General features: G+C 61.4%; 23 protein-coding genes. 18 read left to right on the forward strand and 5 right to left on the reverse strand.

Features of this window, described 5'->3' with window-relative positions:
- The 4 genes from ACM62R_RS07740 to ACM62R_RS07755 all read left to right on the forward strand — a co-directional run.
- On the forward strand, positions 1-2597 hold a 2597-nt coding region (locus ACM62R_RS07740), incomplete at its 5' end, for a helicase-related protein (RefSeq protein ID WP_415183484.1).
- The gene (locus tag ACM62R_RS07745; protein ID WP_415183485.1) at positions 2594-2920 is read left to right on the forward strand and encodes an RNA-binding S4 domain-containing protein; all 327 of its coding nucleotides are present in this window, start codon (positions 2594-2596) and stop codon (positions 2918-2920) included. The genes ACM62R_RS07740 and ACM62R_RS07745, both read left to right, overlap by 4 nt.
- Before the next feature lie 107 nt (positions 2921-3027).
- Positions 3028-3366: a ferredoxin FdxA gene (fdxA, locus tag ACM62R_RS07750; RefSeq protein WP_415183486.1), complete on the forward strand. Its 339-nt coding sequence runs from the start codon at positions 3028-3030 to the stop codon at positions 3364-3366.
- Positions 3367-3649: 283 nt separating this feature from the next.
- Complete coding sequence (locus tag ACM62R_RS07755; RefSeq protein ID WP_415183487.1) at positions 3650-4156, forward strand: CarD family transcriptional regulator; 507 nt, start codon at positions 3650-3652, stop codon at positions 4154-4156.
- Positions 4157-4299: 143 nt separating this feature from the next.
- On the opposite strand, the gene ACM62R_RS07760 is transcribed toward ACM62R_RS07755, so the two are convergent.
- The 4 genes from ACM62R_RS07760 to fsa form a co-directional block, all read right to left on the reverse strand.
- The gene (locus ACM62R_RS07760) at positions 4300-5010 is read right to left on the reverse strand and encodes a CDP-alcohol phosphatidyltransferase family protein (RefSeq protein WP_415183488.1); all 711 of its coding nucleotides are present in this window, start codon (positions 5008-5010) and stop codon (positions 4300-4302) included.
- Between the two features lie 39 nt (positions 5011-5049).
- A complete protein-coding gene (locus ACM62R_RS07765) occupies positions 5050-5973 on the reverse strand; it encodes a tyrosine recombinase XerC (protein WP_415183489.1) in 924 nt (307 codons plus the stop codon).
- Between the two features lie 13 nt (positions 5974-5986).
- Complete coding sequence (locus ACM62R_RS07770) at positions 5987-6718, reverse strand: DUF484 family protein (protein WP_415183490.1); 732 nt, start codon at positions 6716-6718, stop codon at positions 5987-5989.
- A gap of 101 nt (positions 6719-6819) precedes the next feature.
- A complete protein-coding gene (gene fsa / locus ACM62R_RS07775; protein ID WP_415183491.1) occupies positions 6820-7470 on the reverse strand; it encodes a fructose-6-phosphate aldolase in 651 nt (216 codons plus the stop codon).
- Positions 7471-7688: 218 nt separating this feature from the next.
- On the opposite strand from fsa, the gene ACM62R_RS07780 reads away from it, so the two are divergent.
- The 4 genes from ACM62R_RS07780 (at position 7689) to ACM62R_RS07795 (ending at position 12176) form a co-directional block, all read left to right on the forward strand.
- The gene (locus ACM62R_RS07780; RefSeq protein ID WP_415183492.1) at positions 7689-9884 is read left to right on the forward strand and encodes a primosomal protein N'; all 2196 of its coding nucleotides are present in this window, start codon (positions 7689-7691) and stop codon (positions 9882-9884) included.
- 137 nt (positions 9885-10021) lie between these two features.
- On the forward strand, positions 10022-10660 hold the full coding sequence (gene msrA / locus ACM62R_RS07785; RefSeq protein ID WP_415183493.1) for a peptide-methionine (S)-S-oxide reductase MsrA: 639 nt from the start codon (positions 10022-10024) through the stop codon (positions 10658-10660).
- A gap of 184 nt (positions 10661-10844) precedes the next feature.
- On the forward strand, positions 10845-11717 hold the full coding sequence (locus ACM62R_RS07790) for a 50S ribosomal protein L11 methyltransferase (RefSeq protein ID WP_415183494.1): 873 nt from the start codon (positions 10845-10847) through the stop codon (positions 11715-11717).
- Positions 11718-11828: 111 nt separating this feature from the next.
- Positions 11829-12176 carry a hypothetical protein gene (locus ACM62R_RS07795; RefSeq protein ID WP_415183495.1) on the forward strand — a complete coding sequence of 116 codons (348 nt, stop codon included), beginning with the start codon at positions 11829-11831 and terminating at the stop codon, positions 12174-12176.
- 100 nt (positions 12177-12276) lie between these two features.
- Here the strand turns inward: ACM62R_RS07795 and ACM62R_RS07800 are convergent, their stop codons facing one another.
- A complete protein-coding gene (locus tag ACM62R_RS07800) occupies positions 12277-12468 on the reverse strand; it encodes a DUF1127 domain-containing protein (RefSeq protein WP_415183496.1) in 192 nt (63 codons plus the stop codon).
- Between the two features lie 105 nt (positions 12469-12573).
- On the opposite strand from ACM62R_RS07800, the gene ACM62R_RS07805 reads away from it, so the two are divergent.
- From ACM62R_RS07805 to tolB, 10 genes are all read left to right on the forward strand, one after another.
- Positions 12574-12789 carry a hypothetical protein gene (locus tag ACM62R_RS07805; protein WP_415183497.1) on the forward strand — a complete coding sequence of 72 codons (216 nt, stop codon included), beginning with the start codon at positions 12574-12576 and terminating at the stop codon, positions 12787-12789.
- Positions 12790-12804: 15 nt separating this feature from the next.
- Positions 12805-13311 carry a crossover junction endodeoxyribonuclease RuvC gene (gene ruvC, locus ACM62R_RS07810; RefSeq protein WP_415183498.1) on the forward strand — a complete coding sequence of 169 codons (507 nt, stop codon included), beginning with the start codon at positions 12805-12807 and terminating at the stop codon, positions 13309-13311.
- Positions 13308-13976 (forward strand): Holliday junction branch migration protein RuvA, encoded by a 669-nt coding sequence (gene ruvA / locus ACM62R_RS07815; protein ID WP_415183499.1) that lies wholly within the window; start codon positions 13308-13310, stop codon positions 13974-13976. Before ruvC ends, ruvA begins: the two co-directional genes overlap by 4 nt.
- 122 nt (positions 13977-14098) lie before the next feature.
- Positions 14099-15127: a Holliday junction branch migration DNA helicase RuvB gene (gene ruvB / locus ACM62R_RS07820; protein ID WP_415183500.1), complete on the forward strand. Its 1029-nt coding sequence runs from the start codon at positions 14099-14101 to the stop codon at positions 15125-15127.
- A 5-nt stretch (positions 15128-15132) separates the two neighbouring features.
- On the forward strand, positions 15133-15759 hold the full coding sequence (locus tag ACM62R_RS07825) for a hypothetical protein (protein WP_415183501.1): 627 nt from the start codon (positions 15133-15135) through the stop codon (positions 15757-15759).
- A 9-nt stretch (positions 15760-15768) separates the two neighbouring features.
- On the forward strand, positions 15769-16170 hold the full coding sequence (gene ybgC, locus ACM62R_RS07830) for a tol-pal system-associated acyl-CoA thioesterase (RefSeq protein ID WP_415183502.1): 402 nt from the start codon (positions 15769-15771) through the stop codon (positions 16168-16170).
- A 114-nt stretch (positions 16171-16284) separates the two neighbouring features.
- The gene (gene tolQ / locus ACM62R_RS07835; RefSeq protein ID WP_415183503.1) at positions 16285-16980 is read left to right on the forward strand and encodes a protein TolQ; all 696 of its coding nucleotides are present in this window, start codon (positions 16285-16287) and stop codon (positions 16978-16980) included.
- A gap of 3 nt (positions 16981-16983) precedes the next feature.
- A complete protein-coding gene (locus tag ACM62R_RS07840; protein ID WP_415183504.1) occupies positions 16984-17469 on the forward strand; it encodes an ExbD/TolR family protein in 486 nt (161 codons plus the stop codon).
- A 10-nt stretch (positions 17470-17479) separates the two neighbouring features.
- Positions 17480-18664, forward strand: a complete 1185-nt coding sequence (locus tag ACM62R_RS07845) for a cell envelope biogenesis protein TolA (protein WP_415183505.1) — start codon at positions 17480-17482, stop codon at positions 18662-18664.
- A gap of 56 nt (positions 18665-18720) precedes the next feature.
- Entirely contained in the window at positions 18721-20067 is a 1347-nt protein-coding gene (gene tolB, locus ACM62R_RS07850; RefSeq protein ID WP_415183562.1) for a Tol-Pal system beta propeller repeat protein TolB, read from the forward strand.
- The last annotated feature ends 39 nt before the right edge of the window (positions 20068-20106 follow it).

Below are 20106 nucleotides of genomic sequence, written 5' to 3' on the forward strand. Positions count from 1 at the left end.
ATTTCGTTGCCATCGACGAAATTCAGCTATGCGCCGATCCGGAACGCGGCCACATTTTTACCGACCGGCTTTTGAATGCCCGCGGCCTGCTTGAAACCCTGTTTCTAGGGGCGGATACGATGCGGGGGGCGATTGCCGCGCTGGTGCCGAAGGTTCAGTTCACCCGCCGCGACCGATTGTCGAAATTAACGTGGGCAGGTTCGAAAAAGACAAGCCGGATGCCCGCCCGCAGCGCGATTGTCGGGTTTTCGGTTGATAATGTCTATGCCGTGGCCGAGCTGCTGCGCCGTCAGAAAGGCGGTTGCGCGGTGGTGATGGGCGCGCTTAGCCCCCGGACCCGCAACGCGCAGGTGGCGCTTTATCAAAATGGCGATGTGGACTATCTAGTGGCGACAGACGCCATCGGCATGGGCCTCAACCTTGATATCAACCATGTCGCCTTTTCAGCCACGTCAAAGTTTGACGGTCGCCGGATGCGCAATCTGTTCCCGCATGAGATAGGCCAGATCGCCGGGCGCGCCGGGCGGTACATGCGCGACGGCACCTTTGGCGTTACCGGCGAGGCAAGCCCGCTTCCGCCCGAGGTGGTGGATGCGGTCGAAAACCACCGTTTCGCCCCGATCCAGCGGTTGCAGTGGCGTAGCGGGCGGCTTGAATTTGGCACCGTCGCGCGGCTGATCCAATCGCTTGAGGTCAGCCCGACCGATGAATGGCTGACCCGCGCGCGGGATGCCGACGACCTTTTGGCGCTCAAATCCCTGGCCGACGCCCCCGAGGTTCAGAACCGCCTGACCCACCCGTCAGACGTGCGCCTGCTGTGGGATGTTTGCCGGATACCGGATTTTCGATCAATCTCGGGGGTTGAACATACAACCCTTCTGGCGCGGATATTCGAGTTTCTGCAAGACCCCGGTCATGTGCCTTCGGATTGGCTGGCGGCACAGATTGCGCGTATCGACAAACCGGTTGGTGACATTGATGCGTTATCAAAACGCTTGGCGTTTATCCGCACATGGACTTATGTATCACAGCGCAAAGGATGGGTGCATGATGAATCCCATTGGCGGAATGAAACGCGCGCTGTAGAAGACCGTCTGTCAGATGCGCTGCACGGCGCGCTGACCCAACGATTTGTGGACCGGCGCACCAGCGTACTGCTGCGGCGGCTCAAACAGAAGGAGAGCCTTGTGGCCGAGGTGAACGACAAGGGCGAAGTGACGGTTGAAGGCGAATTCGCCGGCCGTCTTGAGGGGTTCCGCTTCCGGCAGGACGGCACTTCATCGCCCGATGAGGCGAAAATGCTGGCACGGGCTGCCTATGAGGCGCTGCGCCCAGAATTCCACTTGCGTGCGGACCGCTTTTATAACGCGCCCGACACCGAGATGGACTTTACCGAACAGGGGGGGCTGATGTGGGGCACCCAGGCGGTAGGCAAGCTGGTGAAAGGCGCCGATGCGCTGCGCCCCGGTGTTGAGGCATTCGTTGATGAAGATGCGGGTTTTGAGGTGGCCGAAAAGGTTCGTCGGCGCTTGCAGCATTTTATCGACCGCAAGGTTGCCGCGCTGTTCGACCCGCTTTTGGCGATGTCGCGCGATGAGGCGCTGACGGGGCTGGCGCGGGGCTTTGCCTTCCGTCTGGTCGAGGCTTTGGGCGTTTTGCCGCGCGACGGTGTGGCCGGCGAGGTCAAGGAACTGGATCAGGACGCCCGTGGCGCGCTGCGCAAACATGGCGTGCGTTTTGGGCAATACACGATCTTTCAGCAGGTATTGCTGAAACCCGCGCCAACGCGCTTGCGGCTGGTGCTGTGGTCGTTGGCGCAGGATCTGGCAGAGTTTCCCGAAAGCCCGCCGCCGGGTCTGGTGACGATTCCGAACCTGCCTGATGTGCCGAGGGTTCATTATACGCTGGCCGGCTTTCATCCTGCTGGCGCCCGCGCGATCCGTATTGATATGCTCGAACGTCTGGCCGATATGCTGCGCAGTCAAGACAGTAAAGCCGGGTTTGAGGCAACGCCGGATATGCTGTCGATCACCGGAATGACGCTGGACCAGTTTACCGACCTGATGGCGGGTCTGGGCTACAAAGGCGAGCGTGGCGAACGTGAAAAGGTCAAGGCACCAGTCGAGCCTGCGCCCGCACCGACGCCCGCGGTTGAAAGCTCCAACCCGATCCCCGAGGAAACCTCGCCTCTGGCCGAGGCCGAAGCCGAGGCCACTGCGGTGGCCGATACCGGCCCTGAAATGGAGACGTTCGTGATCTTTACCTGGGCGCCGCGCCCAAGGGGCCCCCGCCCTGAACGCGCCCCACGCGCGGCGCGCGACGTGCGCTCACATGATGCGGCCCCGCCGCGTGGCGAGCGCCCAAAGCGCGACCGCACCGCAGAAGGTGAGGGTAAACCCCAGGGCGACCGTCGCCCTGGAAAACCGCACGAACGGCGTGAGGGCAAACCCGGCGGAAAGCCTGGCGGCAAACCCGGCAAATTTGCTGGCAAGCGCGATGACAGCCCCCGCAGCTTTGGGTCGCATCCCCCCCGGAAAGAACGTTTCGACCCCGACAGTCCTTTTGCGATTCTGGCGGCCTTGCGCGACAAGAAATGACCGAAACGGCACAGCCGGGCCGGATTCGAATCGATAAGTGGCTATGGTACGCGCGGCTTTACAAGACGCGCGTACTGGCCGCCGAGGTGGTGTCCAAAGGCAAGATCCGTGTCAACGGTCAGAAAACCACCAAACCGGGCCGCGCGATAGGCCCGGGCGATGTCTTGGCATTTAGTTGGGCGGGCCAGCCGCGCAGTTTGTGCCTTTTGGCCTGCGGCGCGCGGCGCGGGCCTGCGGCCGAAGCGTCGGCGCTTTACAAGGATTTGGCATCGCCACAGGATCATGTTCCTGATAAGCCCCAAACTACCAAACGGCCGTTCTGAGCGAAAGTCAGATCGCCGCAACCCGGCCTTTCCGCTGCGCCTGATCTTGATTGATCCGCCTGCCAAGGCTAGGTAACGTCGAAACACGAAGAAATTCTGGTGGACCCATGACCTACGTCGTCACCGATAACTGCATCGCCTGCAAATACACCGACTGTGTTGAAGTGTGTCCGGTGGACTGCTTTTACGAAGGGGAAAATACGCTCGTCATTCATCCCGATGAATGCATAGACTGCGGCGTTTGTGAACCTGAATGCCCTGCGGATGCCATTCGTCCGGATACTGAGCCGAATATGGACCCTTGGGTGGAATTCAACCGGAAGTATGCCGATCTGTGGCCCGTCATCACCCAAAAGAAAGATCCGCTTCCTGAGGCGGAAGAGCGCGATGGCGAAAAAGACAAGTTGGAAAAATATTTCGACCCTACCCCCGGCAAGGGTGACTGATTCGGTTTTTGTACCGATTTTGACACGATGACCGGCCCTGAAACGTCTTTAACCCTTTGATGTGTAAGGGGGGATGTGCTGCATCGCAGCACTGTGCTTTGAAATGGGCGTTTTTTGTGTTATGGTTCCGCCACAAGGATTGTGGATCTGTCGCCCGGCAAGACTGCGCGCTTGCGGAGAGTTCCCGTAAATGAACAATGATCGCTCTGAAAGCACAGGCTTTTGGAGCGTCGGTTGTGGAATATAAATGGCGATGCCAGGTCGCCGGCAAGGAAGTGGCTTTATGACCAAGAAGAAAACCGACTTTCATCCTAACGAGTTTGTCGTCTATCCCGCACATGGCGTCGGCAAGATCATCTCGATCGAAGAGCAGGAAATTGCTGGCTTGCGCCTGGAGTTGTTTGTCATTTCATTCGAAAAAGACAAGATGACCCTGCGGGTTCCGACCCATAAGGCGACTGAGATTGGCATGCGCTCACTTTCGTCGCCGGATGTGGTTTCCCGGGCTTTGGAAACCTTGAAGGGTAAGGCCAAGGTCAAGCGGGCCATGTGGTCACGCCGTGCGCAGGAATATGAGCAGAAAATCAATTCCGGCGATCTGATGGCAATTGCCGAAGTCGTGCGCGATCTGCATCGCAGCGATGATCAGCGTGAACAATCCTATTCCGAGCGTCAGTTGTATGAGGCCGCACTGGAACGGTTGACCCGCGAGGTGGCAGCCGTCTCGGGCACAGACGAGGCCGGTGCCGCAAAGGCTGTGGATAACGTTTTGGTGTCGCGAGCTGCCTGATTTCGGCAGTTGAGCTTATGAAAAGCGACAGGGCGCCACGAAGTCCCGAACGTGCTGCAAAAAATGCTTTGGCTGGCCACATGTTGGCCAGCCTCTTTCAAGAAAATACCCCCGCCACCATCGCCCCGCCATTTGCGCGAAGATCATGACAAGCTGGCATTAGGTGTGCGGGCGGGCAGGATTTGCTGTGCGATACCGGCCAACAGCAGGTAAAGCGAGGTAACCACCAGCCCCCAATGCGCCCAGCTTTCGGGGTGAAAATCAACCCAGGCCGCCCAGCCCGCAAAGCTTGTCCAGGCCAACGCAATCGGCAACGATACCGTGCGCCAGCGTTCGGTTCGGACCGGGTGGATGAATTTGAGGTTGGTGAACATCGTGGCAGCCAGCGCTACCACTATACCCAGCATCAGCCAGAAATTCGGCTCGATCGCGAACAGGACCAGCACCACCATGTTCCAGCACGCAGGGAAGCCCGCAAAGGAATTATCCTTAGTCTTCATTCGTGTGTCGACAAAGTAGATGACGGAACCGTAGGTGATGACGATGATCGCGATCCATCCTGTCCATCCCGGCAACAGCCCCGATTCAAACAGCGCAAAGGCCGGGATGAAGACATAGGTCAAATAGTCGATGATCATATCCAGCATCACACCGTCATAAGTGGGCCAGTTCTTCTTTACATTGTAGCGCCGCGCCAATGGGCCATCTATGCCGTCCACCACCAGTGCTACCACCAGCCACAGGAACATCAGGCTCCATTTTTCCTCGACGGCGGCCAGCATCGCCAACATTGACAGAACCGCCCCGGTGGCGGTCAGCAGATGTACGGACAGGGCTTTGAGCGAATTTGTCATGGCGGGTTTTTGGCGGAAATCATTTGCACCTGCAACCGTTCAGGCGCGCGGATGGGCATTTTCGTAGATTTCCATCAACCGGGTACTGTCGACAGAGGTATAAATCTGGGTGGTTGCAAGACTGGCGTGGCCCAATAGTTCCTGAATTGCGCGCAAATCGCCCCCGGCGGCCAGCAGATGCGTGGCAAAGCTGTGACGCAGCGCGTGCGGGGTGGCAGTAGCGGGCAGGCCAAGGCGCATCCTGGCCTGTTCCATTGCGCGGGTAATCAGGCGCGGGTTCAGTGGCCCGCCCCGGGCCCCGCGAAACAGGGGGGCATCGGCGGCCATCGGGTGCGGGCTGAGGCGCAGATACGCGGCCACGGCATCGCGGGCGGCGGGCAGAACGGGAACCAGCCGTTCCTTGCCACCCTTGCCGATGATACGCAGCACTTCCGGCAGGGGCACATCGGCACCGGTCAGGCCCAACGCCTCGGATATGCGCAGGCCGCAACCGTATAGCAGCGTCACCACCGCCGCATCGCGGGCCGCGACCCAGGGCAACACCGCTTGCGTATCCACCTCAGAGATGACCGCGCGGGCGGCCTCTTCGCTTAGCGGGCGGGGCAGTTTGCGGGTGAATTTCGGCGCTTTCGCAGCCAGCACATGGGTTGCGTCAAAATTCTGACGGTCAGCCAGCCAACGGATGAAGGATTTGATCGAGGAAAGCCGGCGCGCCAGTGACCGCGCCCCCAAGCCCCGCCCCCTTTCGGCGGCCAGAAAGGCGCGCATATCGGCCTGGGTAACCGCAGCCAAGCGGCCAAGGCCCAGCCCTTCGCCATGGTGAAGGCATAAAAACCCAAGAAAAGCGGCAACATCGGCGCGGTAGGCGGTCAGTGTGTGGGGGGCTGCGCCATCCAGCGCGCGTAGGTGGTCCAGCCAGTTTGCCAGCGCGTCACCGGCGGCAGGGGAAAACCCCAACGCCATCACCCCCGCCCCGTCACGATAGCCAGCGCCGCATGGCGCGTTCAAACACACCCGCGAAAAACGCCAGCAGATCGGTGCCCTGCGAGGCTTTGAACTGGTTCGGATCCTCGGCGCCCATGACCAGCATACCCGGTAACCGCCCCACGCCGAAATCCAGCCGCATCAGCGCCTCGGAACGGATCCAGTCCGCGGTATTGCCGTAAATTACGTTGGAATGTGGTTGTGTCTGGCGTAGCACCACAGGGCGCGGCTGGCCTGTGCGCCCTGCGCGCATATAGTCCAGGATAAACCCCGGTTCGGCCACGCACAGCACGTCGCTTAGCCGGCGCAACGCCGGGTCATTTTCGTTGTGCGCGCTTTCCAGAACCAATCGCACGGTATCAACGCGCAAGATGTCGGAAACCGTCGTGCCGAGGTTCTTCAGAAATTCCTCAAACTCGACCGGATCAAGCATTTTCAGCACGGCGCGGTGGATCTGATTGGTCCCGGCCAGGTTTTCATAGGCGGCGGCAATCACCGAGCGGTGCGTGTCTTCCAGCCGATCCAGACGCGCCTCAAGCCGTTCCATCGCCACGCCGCGCAGATCGACGATATTGGTGCCCATCGCCCGTTCATTCGCGGCGATCAATGCGCGCATCAGGTCGCGATCCTCAAGAATCATCTCAGGGGTGGAAATGATCTTGTCGCGCAATTGCGCCGCGATTGCGGTGTCTGCCATGCCTGCCACGCTCGTTTCAGGGTTCATTTTTGGTTACCATACACATGTTGAACGACAAATCAGGCATTTTTTGGTTGGTATCCGAAAAGTTTGGGCGGCTATGCAAATGTGCCAGCCGCCCAAGGGTATCAGATGCTTTGACCGGTTTGCGCCCAGTCTTTCAAAAACTGCTCAAGCCCCTTGTCTGTCAGGGGGTGGTTGACCATGGCCTTGATGACCGAAGGGGGCGCGGTGATCACATCGGCGCCGATCCGCGCCACATCGGTGATGTGATTGACCGAACGGATCGAGGCGGCAAGGATTTCGGTGTCAAAGTCGTAATTGTCATAGATCAGGCGGATATCTTCGATAAGTTGCACGCCATCCATGTTGATATCGTCCAAGCGCCCGATGAAGGGCGAAATGAATGCGGCCCCGGCTTTGGCCGCCAAAATCGCCTGTGCAGCCGAAAAGCAGAGCGTGACGTTGACCATATGGCCTTCGGATGCGAAAGCCTTGCAGGCGGTCAGCCCGTCCCAGGTCAGCGGCACCTTGATCGCAATATTGGAGGCGATCTTGGCCAGTTTCAAACCTTCGGTGATCATTGCCTTGGCCTCGGTGGCCACCACTTCGGCGGAAACGGGACCAGAGACCATGTCGCAGATCTCTTTCGTGACTTCGACAATGTCGCGCCCTGATTTGAGGATCAGTGACGGGTTGGTGGTGACGCCGTCCACCATGCCAAGGTCGTTCAGCTCGCGGATCGCGGCGACATCTGCGGTATCAACGAAAAATTTCATCGGAAGACTCCTGAAGGGTGTTTGGCCGCGTGATAGCGCAAAGCGGCGGTTGCCGGAACCCCTGACCGACGGGTGCACAGATTGCCATCGGGAAAGGGGGGCTGCCTGCCCCCCCGCCTTCGGCGCCCCCCCGGGGATATTTCTGCCAGCGAGAATTGCCGCATTCTTTTTGCATTCAAGTATCCCCGCCAAATGCAGATCTGCGAGGGGAGCGCGTCATGGCTGAGACGGGCCATTTTCAGGAAGGTGCGCTGGTTGCCGTATTGACAGCCGAACCGATCGGGCGGCCGCTGGATTACCGCGCGCCCGAGGGGGGGTGCTTTATGGGCGCCTTTGTCGAGGTGCCCTTGGGTCCGCGCAAGGTTCTAGGCGTGGTCTGGGGGCCGGGCGAGGGGGGGTATGATCTGGCGCGGGTGAGGGGGGTGAGCCGGGTGCTGGACGCCGCACCGATGCGCGATGAGTTGCGTCAGTTCCTTCTGCGCGCGGGCGATTATACCCTGACGCCGATGCCCGCGATGCTGCGCCTGGCAACCCGTGCACCGGGTCTGGGCGATACACCGGGCCTGCGCAAGATCTACCGTTTGGGGCAAGGCGCGCCAGACCGGATGACCGAGGCGCGCGCGCGGGTGCTGGAGGTGATGCGCGACCACGGTGGTCCGGGGTTCGTGCTGGCCGAGCTGGCGGCGATGGCTGGTTGCACGACCCAAGTCATCAAGGGGATGGTCAAATCGGGCGCCGTGATTGAGGTCGACACCCCGCGAGATTTGCCTTTTGCGCGGCTTGACCCTGATCTGCCGGGCAAGGCGTTGGCGCCCGATCAGGCGGCGGCAGCGGCGCATTTGCGCGCGGCGGTGCGCAAGGGCGCCTATGGCACGACCTTGCTGAAAGGGGTGACGGGGTCCGGCAAGACCGAGGTTTACCTTGAGGCGGTGGCCGAATGTCTGGCGCGGGGACGGCAGGCGCTGGTGTTGCTACCCGAAATTGCCCTGACGGCCGAGTTTCTGGACCGGGTCGAGGCGCGGTTTGGCGCGCGCCCCGGTGAATGGCATTCCGGCGTGACCCAGACCGAGCGGCGGCGATTGTGGCGCATGGCGGGCGAGGGCGGTGTGGGGCTTGTGGTGGGGGCGCGGTCGGCGCTGTTCTTGCCGTTCCGTGACCTTGGGCTGATCGTGGTCGATGAGGAACACGACACCTCCTACAAGCAAGAAGAGGGTGTGCTTTACAATGCGCGCGATATGGCGGTGTTGCGGGCGTCGCTCTGTTCGGCCTCGGTGGTGCTGGCCTCGGCTACGCCCAGTCTGGAAACCTGGGTCAATGCCGATAGCGGAAAATACACGCGGCTTGATCTGGCCGCGCGGTTTGGGGTGGCCGAACTGCCCGAGATGCGCGCGATAGACCTGCGCACCGAGGCGCAAGAGGCTGGCCGGTGGATTTCGCCCACGCTCGCGGGCGAAGTGGCTGCGCGAATTGGCCGTGGTGAACAGGCGATGCTGTTCTTGAACCGGCGCGGCTATGCGCCGGTGACGGTCTGCCGGGCCTGCGGTCATCAGATCGGCTGTGACCACTGCGATGCGCGAATGGTCGAGCATCGGTTTCTCAAACGTCTTGTTTGCCACCAATGTGGTGACACAAAGCCGATGCCCACCGCTTGCCCCTCGTGTCAGGTTGAGGGGCGGTTGGCCCCGGTCGGCCCCGGTGTCGAGCGGTTGGCCGAAGAGGTGGCCGCGCGGTTTCCCGATGCGCGGCTTTCGGTGTTGTCATCCGATCTGTTCGGCTCTGCCCGCGCGTTGAAAGAGGCGATCGGCAGCATTGCGGCGGGTGGTGCCGATATCATCATCGGCACGCAGATCGTGGCCAAGGGGCATAACTTTCCGCAGTTGACGCTGGTCGGGGTGATTGACGCTGATCTGGGGCTGCAAGGGTCGGATCTACGGGCGGCGGAGCGCACCTTTCAGTTGATGCGGCAGGTGGCGGGGCGGGCGGGGCGGGCTGAAAAGAAGGGGCTTGCGCTGTTGCAGACGCATCAGCCCGACCATCCGGTAATCCGGGCTATCCTGGGCGGTGATGAAGAAGCATTCTGGCGCGCCGAGGCCGAAGAGCGGCGGGCGCAGGGCGTGCCGCCCTATGGCCGGATGGCGGGGATCATCCTGTCGGGGCCTGATCTGCAGCCGCTGTTTGATTTCGGCGGTGCGCTGGCGCGGCGCGACGGGCCGCTGCGCCGGATCGGGGCGGTGCTTTACGGTCCCGCACCGGCGCCGATTGCACGGGTGCGGGGGCGGCACCGGGTCCGGATGCTGGTGAAGGCGGACAAGGCCGCACCGCTTCAGGCGGCTTTGGCCGAATGGGTGGCGCAGCTGAAACCGCCCGCAAAACTGCGCGTGGCGATTGATATTGACCCGCAGAGCTTTCTTTGATGCCGTGCCACAAAGGGCGCGCGGCGGTGGCATCGCGCTAAGAAGTGGCCCCCTGGTGGATATTTTCTGCCTGGATCCGCGTTGACTGGAAAAACACCTCTACCGCCCCTATCTGTGGTCTCTAAACGGAGCACATCATGTCCAGATCAACCCATCTGCCAACCCAAGCCGAGGCCCTGCCGGGCCGTCCCACACCCATGCCCGTAACCGAGCCGCATTTCATCTTTGGCCGGCCGATTGATGGCCCCGTGCCGCCGGGGATGGCGCAGGCAATGTTTGGCATGGGGTGTTTTTGGGGGGTCGAGCGCAAATTCTGGGCGCTTCCCGGTGTCTGGCTGACGATGGCCGGCTATGCGGGCGGTCTGACCCCGAACCCGACCTATCAAGAGGTTTGCACAGGGCAAACCGGCCATAATGAGGTGGTGCGGGTGATCTATGATCCAACCCGGATCAGCTATGAAGCGCTGCTTAAGGTCTTTTGGGAAAACCACGATCCTACCCAAGGCATGCGCCAAGGCGGTGATCGGGGCACGCAATACCGTTCGGGCATTTACACGTTCACGGACGACCAGAAAGAGGCCGCACTTGCCAGCCATGTCCGTTACGCCACCCGTCTATCTGCGGCTGGCTATGGCCCCATCACCACTGAAATCCAATCGGCGCCGCCATTTTACTTTGCCGAGGATTACCACCAGCAATACCTGGCCAAGAACCCGCAAGGCTATTGCGGCATCGGCGGCACCGGGGTCAGTTGCCCAATCGGCGTGCCCGTCTGAACCGCACCCTGCTGGTGGTTGCGGCATTACGACCTTGTGCCGCCTTTGCCGTCTATCTGGCCCGACTATCCCACGGGGGTCCGGAGGTGTGAAACCCCCGGCTCTGGGTGCAATACGAACGCTTGCCTTGACGCGCCCCCATCAAAGCGCCTACCAGCCCCCAACCCTCAGGAAAGCTGCCCAGATGACCACCTTCACCGCCTTTACCACCCTTCCTGACCGCGATCAGGCCGAGGCACTGGCCGAATACCTCGAAGAACTTGACCCCCAGCCCTACGGCGTTGGTGTATTCGAGATTGAGGATGGTTCCGAACGCTGGGAAGTCGGCAGCTATTTCAATGATGCGCCTGATGAGACGGCGCTTGCGCTACTGTCGATGGCGCATGGCGCGGCCCCCTTTGTGGTATCGGAATTACCGGATACAGATTGGGTCGCCCACGTCAAACGTGAACTGTCACCCGTGGTGGCGGGGCGCTTTTTTGTTTACGGCAGCCATGATGCCGATGCAGTGCCCGCCGATAGCATCCCCCTGTTGATCGAGGCGGCGATGGCCTTTGGCACCGGTCACCACGGCACGACACTGGGCTGTCTGACCGCGTTTGACCGGTTGCAGCGTGCGGGCCTGCGGGCACACCGGGTGGCGGATATTGGCTGCGGCACCGCTGTTCTGGCGATGGCGGCGGCGAAAATCTGGCCCGAGGTGGTGCTCGCGTCGGATATCGACCCCGTCGCGGTCGAGACCGCCACCGCAAACGTTGTCGCCAACGATCTGGCGGGGCGGGTTGACTGCGTTCAGGCGGCCGGCTTTGATCACCCGCGACTGCTGGCCGGCGCGCCCTATGATCTGATTTTTGCCAATATTCTGAAGGGGCCGCTTATTTCATTGGCGCCTGAAATGGGCAACAATACCAGCGCCGATGGCCATGTGATTCTATCCGGCATTCTGCACGCGCAGGCGGATGAGGTTATTGCGGCCTATGAAACCGAGGGCTTTGTTCTGGTTTCGCGCGATGAATATGGGGATTGGACAACATTGGTTCTGAAAAAGCACCAATAGCCCCAGGATAATCAATTAATACATCTTATTGCTAACTGCCGCCTTGGCGTCATCAGGTGCATATTGGCTTTGCCTATATTTAAGGCCAAGCCAAGAATATGGATGTGTGCCATGATTGACCACAACATGAAAGACTTTGAACAGCGCCTTAGCCGGATTGATAAGATTCATCAGGCCGGTGGTGCCTTTGAGGCTGCCGGCACATTGGGGCGCGCTTATTATGAGTCTATCCGCCCGAAAGCGCGCCGTAGCGTCTGGCTGGGTCCGTTGGCATTGTTTTTGGTCGGGGCGCTGTTGTTCAAGTCTGGCCTCTACGCCCAACTTGGACCCGATGCCTATGTCGAGCGCGTCGTTGCGCTATCGAATGGCACCATCGCAGATCAGATAGGCGCCTGGATTTTGACCGCCGATCCGCTGACGGTGCATCTCGCAAATTTCATCAAGCCGCTTATCGGTTGACCTCTGGAACGTTGTCGCGCAACGAAAAGGTCATAGTAAAAGGCCGTGCCGGGGTATCGGCACGGCCTTTGGCGGTTTCCCGCAGATCAGCGTTTGGGTTTCAGAGTTTGGCAACGCGATCAATATCACCGCGCGTCAGGCCGATATCGTCCAATTCGCGGTCCGACAGTTTGCTCAGTTCAATCCGGGTCTGACGAGCATCGTTCCAAGCCGAAATGCTGGACATCAGCGAGCTGACAAAACCAGAGAAACCCGAGTGGGCGGCGGCGGCGTTGGTGTTGTAGACGGACATTGTCTTCATCCTTGAAAATGTGCTTCTTGCACGGGCGTCATTTCTGTTGGGCTGGAGATAGGCTGCGCCAATTTATTTAACAAGCATTGGCCGGACAGCCCCGATATGCGTTATTTGCATGGCTCTGATGGCCGTAGAAACGCCGGGCTGAAAATGGTGATCCGATTGCCCGAAAGTATCCATTTTCTGCGCTGCGGCATCGTTTTGTTACGTCAGGCCGCCAGTTCGATCAATTTTCTGACTTTGCGTGTTGATGCACCTTCAGGCTTTGTGATGTTCACTTTTCGTGCTAGCCGTGTGAAAAAGGCAACAGAGCAGTGATTGTGAGGGGCGTAGATGCGTGTTTTGGGAATCGATCCGGGGTTGCGCAACCTTGGTTGGGGGTTGATCGACATGGAGGGCTCGCGGCTGACGCATGTCGCCAACGGCATTATCCACTCGCAAGGCGAGGATCTGGCCCCGCGCCTTTTGTCGCTGCATATCGCGTTGACCGAGGTTCTGGTGCGCTACACCCCCGATGCGGCCGCGGTCGAGCAAACCTTTGTCAACAAGGATGCCGTGGCCACGCTGAAGCTGGGGCAGGCGCGCGGCATTGCCCTTTTGGTGCCCGCGCAGGCCGGGCTTGCGGTGGGCGAATATGCCCCCAATGCGGTTAAAAAGGCGGTCGTGGGCGTGGGCCATGCCGATAAGGGGCAGGTTGCGCATATGGTCAGGTTTCAGCTTCCCGGTGTTACCTTGGCCGGGCCGGATGCCGCCGACGCGTTGGCGGTGGCGATCTGCCATGCGCATCATCTGCAATCGGCTGGCCGGATGGCGCGCGCCTTGCAGCGGGGCGCGGCATGATCGGGCGGCTTTCCGGGGTTATCGTGCACCGCGCCATGGATCAGGTGATGATTGATGTGCGTGGGGTGGGTTACATCGTTCATGTATCGTCGCGCACAGCGGCCAATCTGCCCCCCGTGGGCGAGGCTTGCGCACTATATACCGATCTTCTGGTGCGCGAAGACCTGCTTCAGCTTTTCGGTTTCCCGACATTGCAGGAAAAGGAATGGCACCGGCTGCTGACCTCGGTGCAGGGTATCGGCGCCAAGGCCTCACTGGCGATCCTTGGCACGCTTGGCCCTGACGGTGTGGGCCGGGCGCTGGCACTGGGGGATTGGGCGGCGATCAAGGCCGCGCCGGGGGTTGGCCCGAAACTCGCGCAGCGCGTGGTGATGGAGTTGAAGGACAAGGCGCCATCGGTCATGGCGCTTGGTGGTGCGCTCAGCGTTGATCTGGCGCCCGGCAGCGAGGTGCTGGAGCCTGGCCCCAAGCCGCGCAAATCGGTAGCCCCGGTCGCCCCTCCCGCCGCCAATTTCACCGCCGAGGCGCTTTCGGCGCTGACCAACCTGGGCTATAATCCGTCGGATGCGGCAGCCGCCGTGGCCGAGGCCACCCAAAACCCCGAGGCGAGCGATACCGCAAAACTGATCCGCACCGCGCTGCGTCTTTTGGCGCCGAAAAACTGATCGCCTGATTTAACCAGGATGTCCGGTGATGGGTTCGCACCCCTGGCGCCCCCCATCAGTATAAATGCCACCCTTGAATCCACATCGCTTTCGCCCGACACTTGGGCGCGAAGGAACCCCAGATGACCACGCCCGAACCTGCCTTGCGCCCTGATCGGCTGCCCGACGATACTGACCGCGCCCTGCGCCCGCAGACGCTTGAGGAGTTTGTGGGCCAAGCCGAGGCGCGCGCCAATCTGCGCGTCTTTATTGAAAGCGCCAAGATGCGTGGTCAGGCGATGGACCATACGTTGTTTCACGGCCCCCCCGGGCTTGGCAAAACCACATTGGCGCAGATTATCGCGCGCGAACTGGGGGTGAATTTTCGCATGACCTCGGGGCCAGTGCTGGCCAAGGCGGGCGATCTGGCCGCGATTTTGACCAACCTCGAAACGAACGATGTTCTGTTCATCGACGAAATACACCGCCTGAACCCCGCCGTCGAAGAGGTGCTTTACCCCGCGATGGAGGATTTTGAACTGGATCTGGTGATCGGTGAAGGCCCTGCCGCCCGCACCGTCCGGATTGAGCTGCAACCCTTTACCCTTGTTGGGGCCACCACGCGGCTGGGTCTTTTGACCACACCCCTGCGCGACCGTTTCGGTATTCCGACCCGGCTTCAGTTTTACACCGAGGATGAGTTGGACCTGATCGTGACGCGTGGCTCGCGCCTTCTGGGTATCCCGTCCGAACCCGGCGGCACCCGTGAAATTGCGCGTCGGGCGCGCGGCACACCGCGTATCGCCGGGCGCCTTTTGCGCCGGGTCGTCGATTTTGCCCTGGTTGAGGGTGACGGCCGGCTGACGCGGGCCATTGCCGACAGTTCACTGACCCGGCTTGGGGTCGATCATCTGGGGCTCGATGGGGCCGATAGGCGCTATCTGATGCTGATCGCGGAACACTACATGGGCGGGCCGGTGGGGGTGGAAACGCTTTGCGCCGCACTTTCCGAGGCCCGCGACGCGATCGAAGAGGTGATCGAGCCCTATCTGTTGCAGCAAGGCCTGATCCAGCGCACCCCGCGTGGCAGGATGCTGGGGCTGCGCGCCTGGTCGCATCTGGGCCTGCCCGCGCCAAGGCCTCCGGGCCAGGCCGACCTGTTCGAAGGATGACCGCTATGACCCCTGATGCCATAAAGTCCCTGTTCACCCGCGCCGACGGCAGCTATTTCTTTGCGCGTTGGGGGCGGCCCATCGTGCCGGTGGTCTTTGGCGTCGAAGCGGCCACGCTGGCCACCGTCAAAGGCGCGGTTGAGGCAATAGTTGCGCTTGCCAATCACAAGATGGCCGAAACAGACCCCGAAATTGGCGCCAATCTGATGATCTTCTTTTTTCGGGACTGGCATGAACTTCTGGATGTGCCAAACCTTGATCAAATGATCGACGGGTTGGCGGAAATGGTCGTGCGCCTTGATGACGGCGGGGCCAACCAATACCGCGTTTTCCGCTTTGACGAGGGCGGCGCGATCAAGGCCTGTTTTGCGTTCGTGCGTATGGACACCGCCCTTAGCGAGGTGCCCGCCGCCACGCTTGCGCTGAATCAGGCGGTGCAGATGATCCTGTCCTGGGCTGGTTCCGCCTTTGCTGACGCCTCGCCCCTGGCCATGGCGCAGGGTGTGGCGGTATTGCGCCCTGACGTCGCGGGCGTGATTCGCGCGGCCTATGACCCGGTCTTGCCCACCGCGACCCAGGATGAAACGCACGCCCTGCGTCTGGCCGCGCGTATCGCCAGGTTTGAAGGCTAGGCACGCGCCATGACCCATGGTTTCCCGATCCGCGTCTATTACGAGGATACCGACCTTGCCGGCATCGTCTACTATGCCAATTACCTGAAATTCATCGAGCGCGGGCGCAGTGAATGGGTCCGGGGGCTGGGTGTCGATCAGGTGGCATTGAAGCGCGATCATGGCATCGTTTTTGCCGTGCGGCGTGTTGAGGCGGACTATCTGAAACCGGCGCGGTTTGATGATGAGTTGATCGTGACAACCCGGCTATTGATGCAGACCGGCGCGCGGATCGTGCTGGCGCAAGAGGTGCTGCGCGACAATCAGCCGCTATTTGCGGCGCAGGTGACGCTGGTGTGTTTACAAGAAAGCGGTGCCGTTGCGCGGCTTCCTGCCGAAATCCGTCGCAAGCTGGCACCAGATCTGCACTGAATTGCGCTTGCGGCCACATTATAACGCAGATGTGTTGGCTTCGCCCTGATCCTCGTGTATTTTGCCTGCTAATCAGAGCCACGATAATGTGGCCCAACCGGCGAGCAGTAACAGATGGACACCCAGACCCTTGCGATGGCGCAAGAGATTGACTTCTCTTTGCTTGCGCTTTTTGCGCGCGCCTCTTTCACCGTGAAACTGGTGATGATTTTGTTGATCCTGGCCAGCTTTTGGTCATGGTCGATCATCATCCAGAAATTCATCTCTTACCGCTTTGCGCGAACCGAAGCCTCGGTCTTTGACCGGGCGTTCTGGTCGGGTGAGCCGCTGGACGAATTGTTTGACCAGATCGGCCCGGCGCCTGACGGCCCGTCACAAAGGATATTCGCGGCCGGAATGCTGGAATGGCGCCGTAGCCACCGGCAGGATGGCGAGTTGATCGCAGGCGCGCAGGCGCGGATAGATCGATCAATGGATGTGGCGATCGCCAAGGAAACCGAACAGCTTAGTGCCGGGCTGCCGTTTCTGGCGACCGTCGGCTCGACCGCGCCTTTCGTGGGGCTGTTTGGAACGGTCTGGGGGATCAAGGTGGCGTTCGAGCAGATCGCCATATCGCAAAACACCAGTCTTGCGGTTGTGGCGCCGGGGATTGCCGAGGCGTTGATGGCCACCGGGCTTGGCCTTTTGGCGGCTATTCCGGCGGTGATTTTTTATAACAAGCTGTCGGCCGATAGTGACCGGCTCGCCTCGGGGTATGAGGCTTTCGCGGACGAGTTTGCCACGATCCTGTCGCGCCAGTTGGACGCCTGAGCCATGGGCGCGGGGGTCATGAGAAAATCCGGTGGGGGGGGGCGTCGCCGCCGTGGCGCGCGCGGCAAGCATGCCGCGATGAGCGAGATCAACGTCACACCGTTTGTCGACGTGGCACTGGTGCTGCTGATCATCTTCATGGTGGCCGCGCCGCTGATGACGGTCGGGGTGCCGCTGGAGCTGCCCAAGACCGCCGCACAATCGCTGCCGACCGAGCAGGAAGAGCCGCTGACCATTTCGCTGACCGTTGACGGTGTGGTGGCGATCATGAACACCGAGGTTCCCGCAGCCGATCTGGTCAACCGCCTGCGCGCGATTGCGGCAGAGCGCAGCAGTGACAAGATTTATCTGCGGGCGGATGGCGCGATTGAATATGCGCGGGTCGTGCAGGTGATGGGCGCGCTTAACGCGGGCGGGTTCTCCAACATCGTGCTGGTGACGGACACGGGCGGGCCTGCGTTGGATGGCACCCAAGGGGCGGGCAATTAGCGCCATGTCCATGAACCGGGCGGATAAGATCGGCACGGGCATTTCGGCGGGGCTCCATCTGGGGCTGATCGTCTGGGTGGCCTTTGGCGGCTATTGGTTCAAGCCAAAGGCGCATGACCCCGTGCAGATGACCGAAGTGGCGGTGATGTCGCAATCGCAGTTTGACGCGATGGTGGCGGCCGCGCCCAAGGCATCAGATCAGCCCGCTGCCGAAATGGTCATGCCCGAGGCCCCCGCCGAGGTGGCACCTGCGCCAACGCCCGAACCCGAGGTGACCCAGCCGCCGCAGGCCGAGGCCCTGCCCACGCCCGAACCCACCCCCGAGCCGCAGCCGGATCTGACCGATCTGACCACCCCGCCGGTGGCTGACGTGACCGATACCCCGCCGATACAGCCGATGCCGCCGGTCGAGGAACCTTCGCAAACCGTTCTGACCCAGATCAGCCCGCGCCCGAAACCAAAGCCCGCGCCCCGCGTCGCGCCAACGCCCGCCGAGGCGCCCGCCCCCGATGCGCGTGTTTCTGACACCGCCATGACCGAAACCAAGCCCGAAGAGACCCCCGACCCCGCCCCGGTGGTGGAGCCTCCAAAGGAAGAGGCCGCCCCGCCCGAAACCACGACCGAAATCGTGACCGAGGCGACGGAAACCACCGACAAGCCCGAATCCTCGGCACCGGCGACGTCTGCCCGGCCAAAGGCGCGGCCCAAAAAGCCCGCCCCCGCTGACAAGCCAACCGAAACAGCAAAACCTGCCCAACCTGCCAAGCCGCAGTCGGATTCCGTCAATGATGCGCTGGCCGAGGCTTTGGCGGGCGACCCCGCGCCCTCGCAGGCCGAGGGCAGCGGCGGCGTGGGGCGCGCGGCCTCGGGCCCGCCGATGACGTCGGGCGAAAAAGACGCGTTGATTGTCGATGTGAAAGCCTGCTGGAACGTCGGCGCGCTGTCGACCGAGGCGCTGCGCACCGTTGTTACGTTGAGCGTGAAAATGAACCCTGATGGCACGCCTGACATCAACTCGATCCGGCAGATCGGCTATGAGGGCGGGTCCGAGGCGTCTGCAAAACAGGCCTATGAGGCCGGGCGCCGGGCGATTGTGCGCTGCGGGTCAGACGGCTTTCCGTTGCCCGCAGACAAGTACGATCAATGGCGCGAAATCGAGATCGTCTTCAACCCCGAAAAGATGAGGATGAAGTGATGCCCATTGCCGCCGAAATCCGCTACAACCAACAAAACCCGATGCGAGGGACGGTTATGATGTTTCGTTTTGTGAGGTTTGCCTTGGCCCTTGCGGTCGTGACACTGCCTTTTGCCCCGGCGGCCCATGCCCAAAGCGGGCCGCTGCGGATTGAAATCACTGATGGCGTGATTGAGCCGTTGCCCTATGCGCTGCCCCGATTTGTGGCCGAAACCGCCGAGGCGGGCCAATATGCTGCCGATATCAGCCAGGTAATCGCCGCTGACCTTTCGGGCACCGGCCTCTTTCGGGAAATTCCTGAAAGCGCCCACATCAGCCGGGTCAGCAGTTTTGACGCGCCACTGGCCTACGCCGATTGGAAGGCGATCAACGCGCAGGCGGTGATTACCGGGGCTGTGGCCGTTTCCGGTGGGCGGGTAACGGTGAAATTCCGGCTTTATGACGTCTATTCCGGCCAGCAACTGGGCGAGGGGCAGCAGCTTGCCGCCTCGACCGGAAGCTGGCGCAGGCTGGCCCACAAGGTGGCCGACACCGCCTATTCCCGGATCACCGGCGAGGGCGGCTATTTTGACAGCCGTGTGGTGTTCGTCTCGGAATCCGGGCCAAAGAACGCGCGTCAAAAGCGCCTTGCGGTGATGGATTATGACGGCGCCAATGTGCAGTATCTGACCGACAGCAGCACCATCGTGCTGGCGCCGCGCTTCAGCTATGCCGGGGACAAGGTAATCTATACCACCTATGAGACCGGCTTTCCGCGGATCAAGCTGCTGGACGTGGCCTCGGTCGCGGCGACACTGTTGCCCGAGCAGCCCGGCACCATGACCTTCGCGCCGCGCTTTTCACCAGATGGCGGCTCTATCGTCTATTCGCTTGAGCAGGGCGGCAATACCGACATCTGGCGGATGGGGGTGGGCGGCGGCGCGCCATCGCGGCTGACCAATACCCCGGCGATCGAAACGGCACCCTCCTATTCCCCTGACGGCAGCCGCATCGTGTTTGAATCGGACCGCTCGGGCACCCAGCAACTTTACGTCATGCCCGCCGGTGGTGGCGAGGCAACGCGGATTTCATTTCCGCAGGCGGGGTATGAGCGGGCACGCTACGGCACCCCGGTCTGGTCGCCGCGTGGCGATCTGATTGCCTTCACGATGCAGCTTCAGGGCAAGTTCCATATTGGGGTGATGCGGACCGACGGGTCTGAACAGCGGCTGCTCACGACCTCGTTTCTTGACGAGGGGCCAACCTGGTCACCGAATGGCCGGGTAATCATGTTCACGCGCGAAACCGCCGGGGCCAGTGGTGGGGCGCAGCTATATTCGGTCGACATTTCGGGGCGGAACCTCAGGGTGGTTCCGACACCCGGCGCGGCCTCGGACCCGGCCTGGTCGCCGCTGTTGCCGTAAGGTGGGCGATTCCCAAAGCCGGAACAAACTGTTAGAGTA

It is taken from the genome of Phaeovulum sp., from assembly GCF_047638075.1.
Lineage (GTDB): Bacteria > Pseudomonadota > Alphaproteobacteria > Rhodobacterales > Rhodobacteraceae > UBA6197.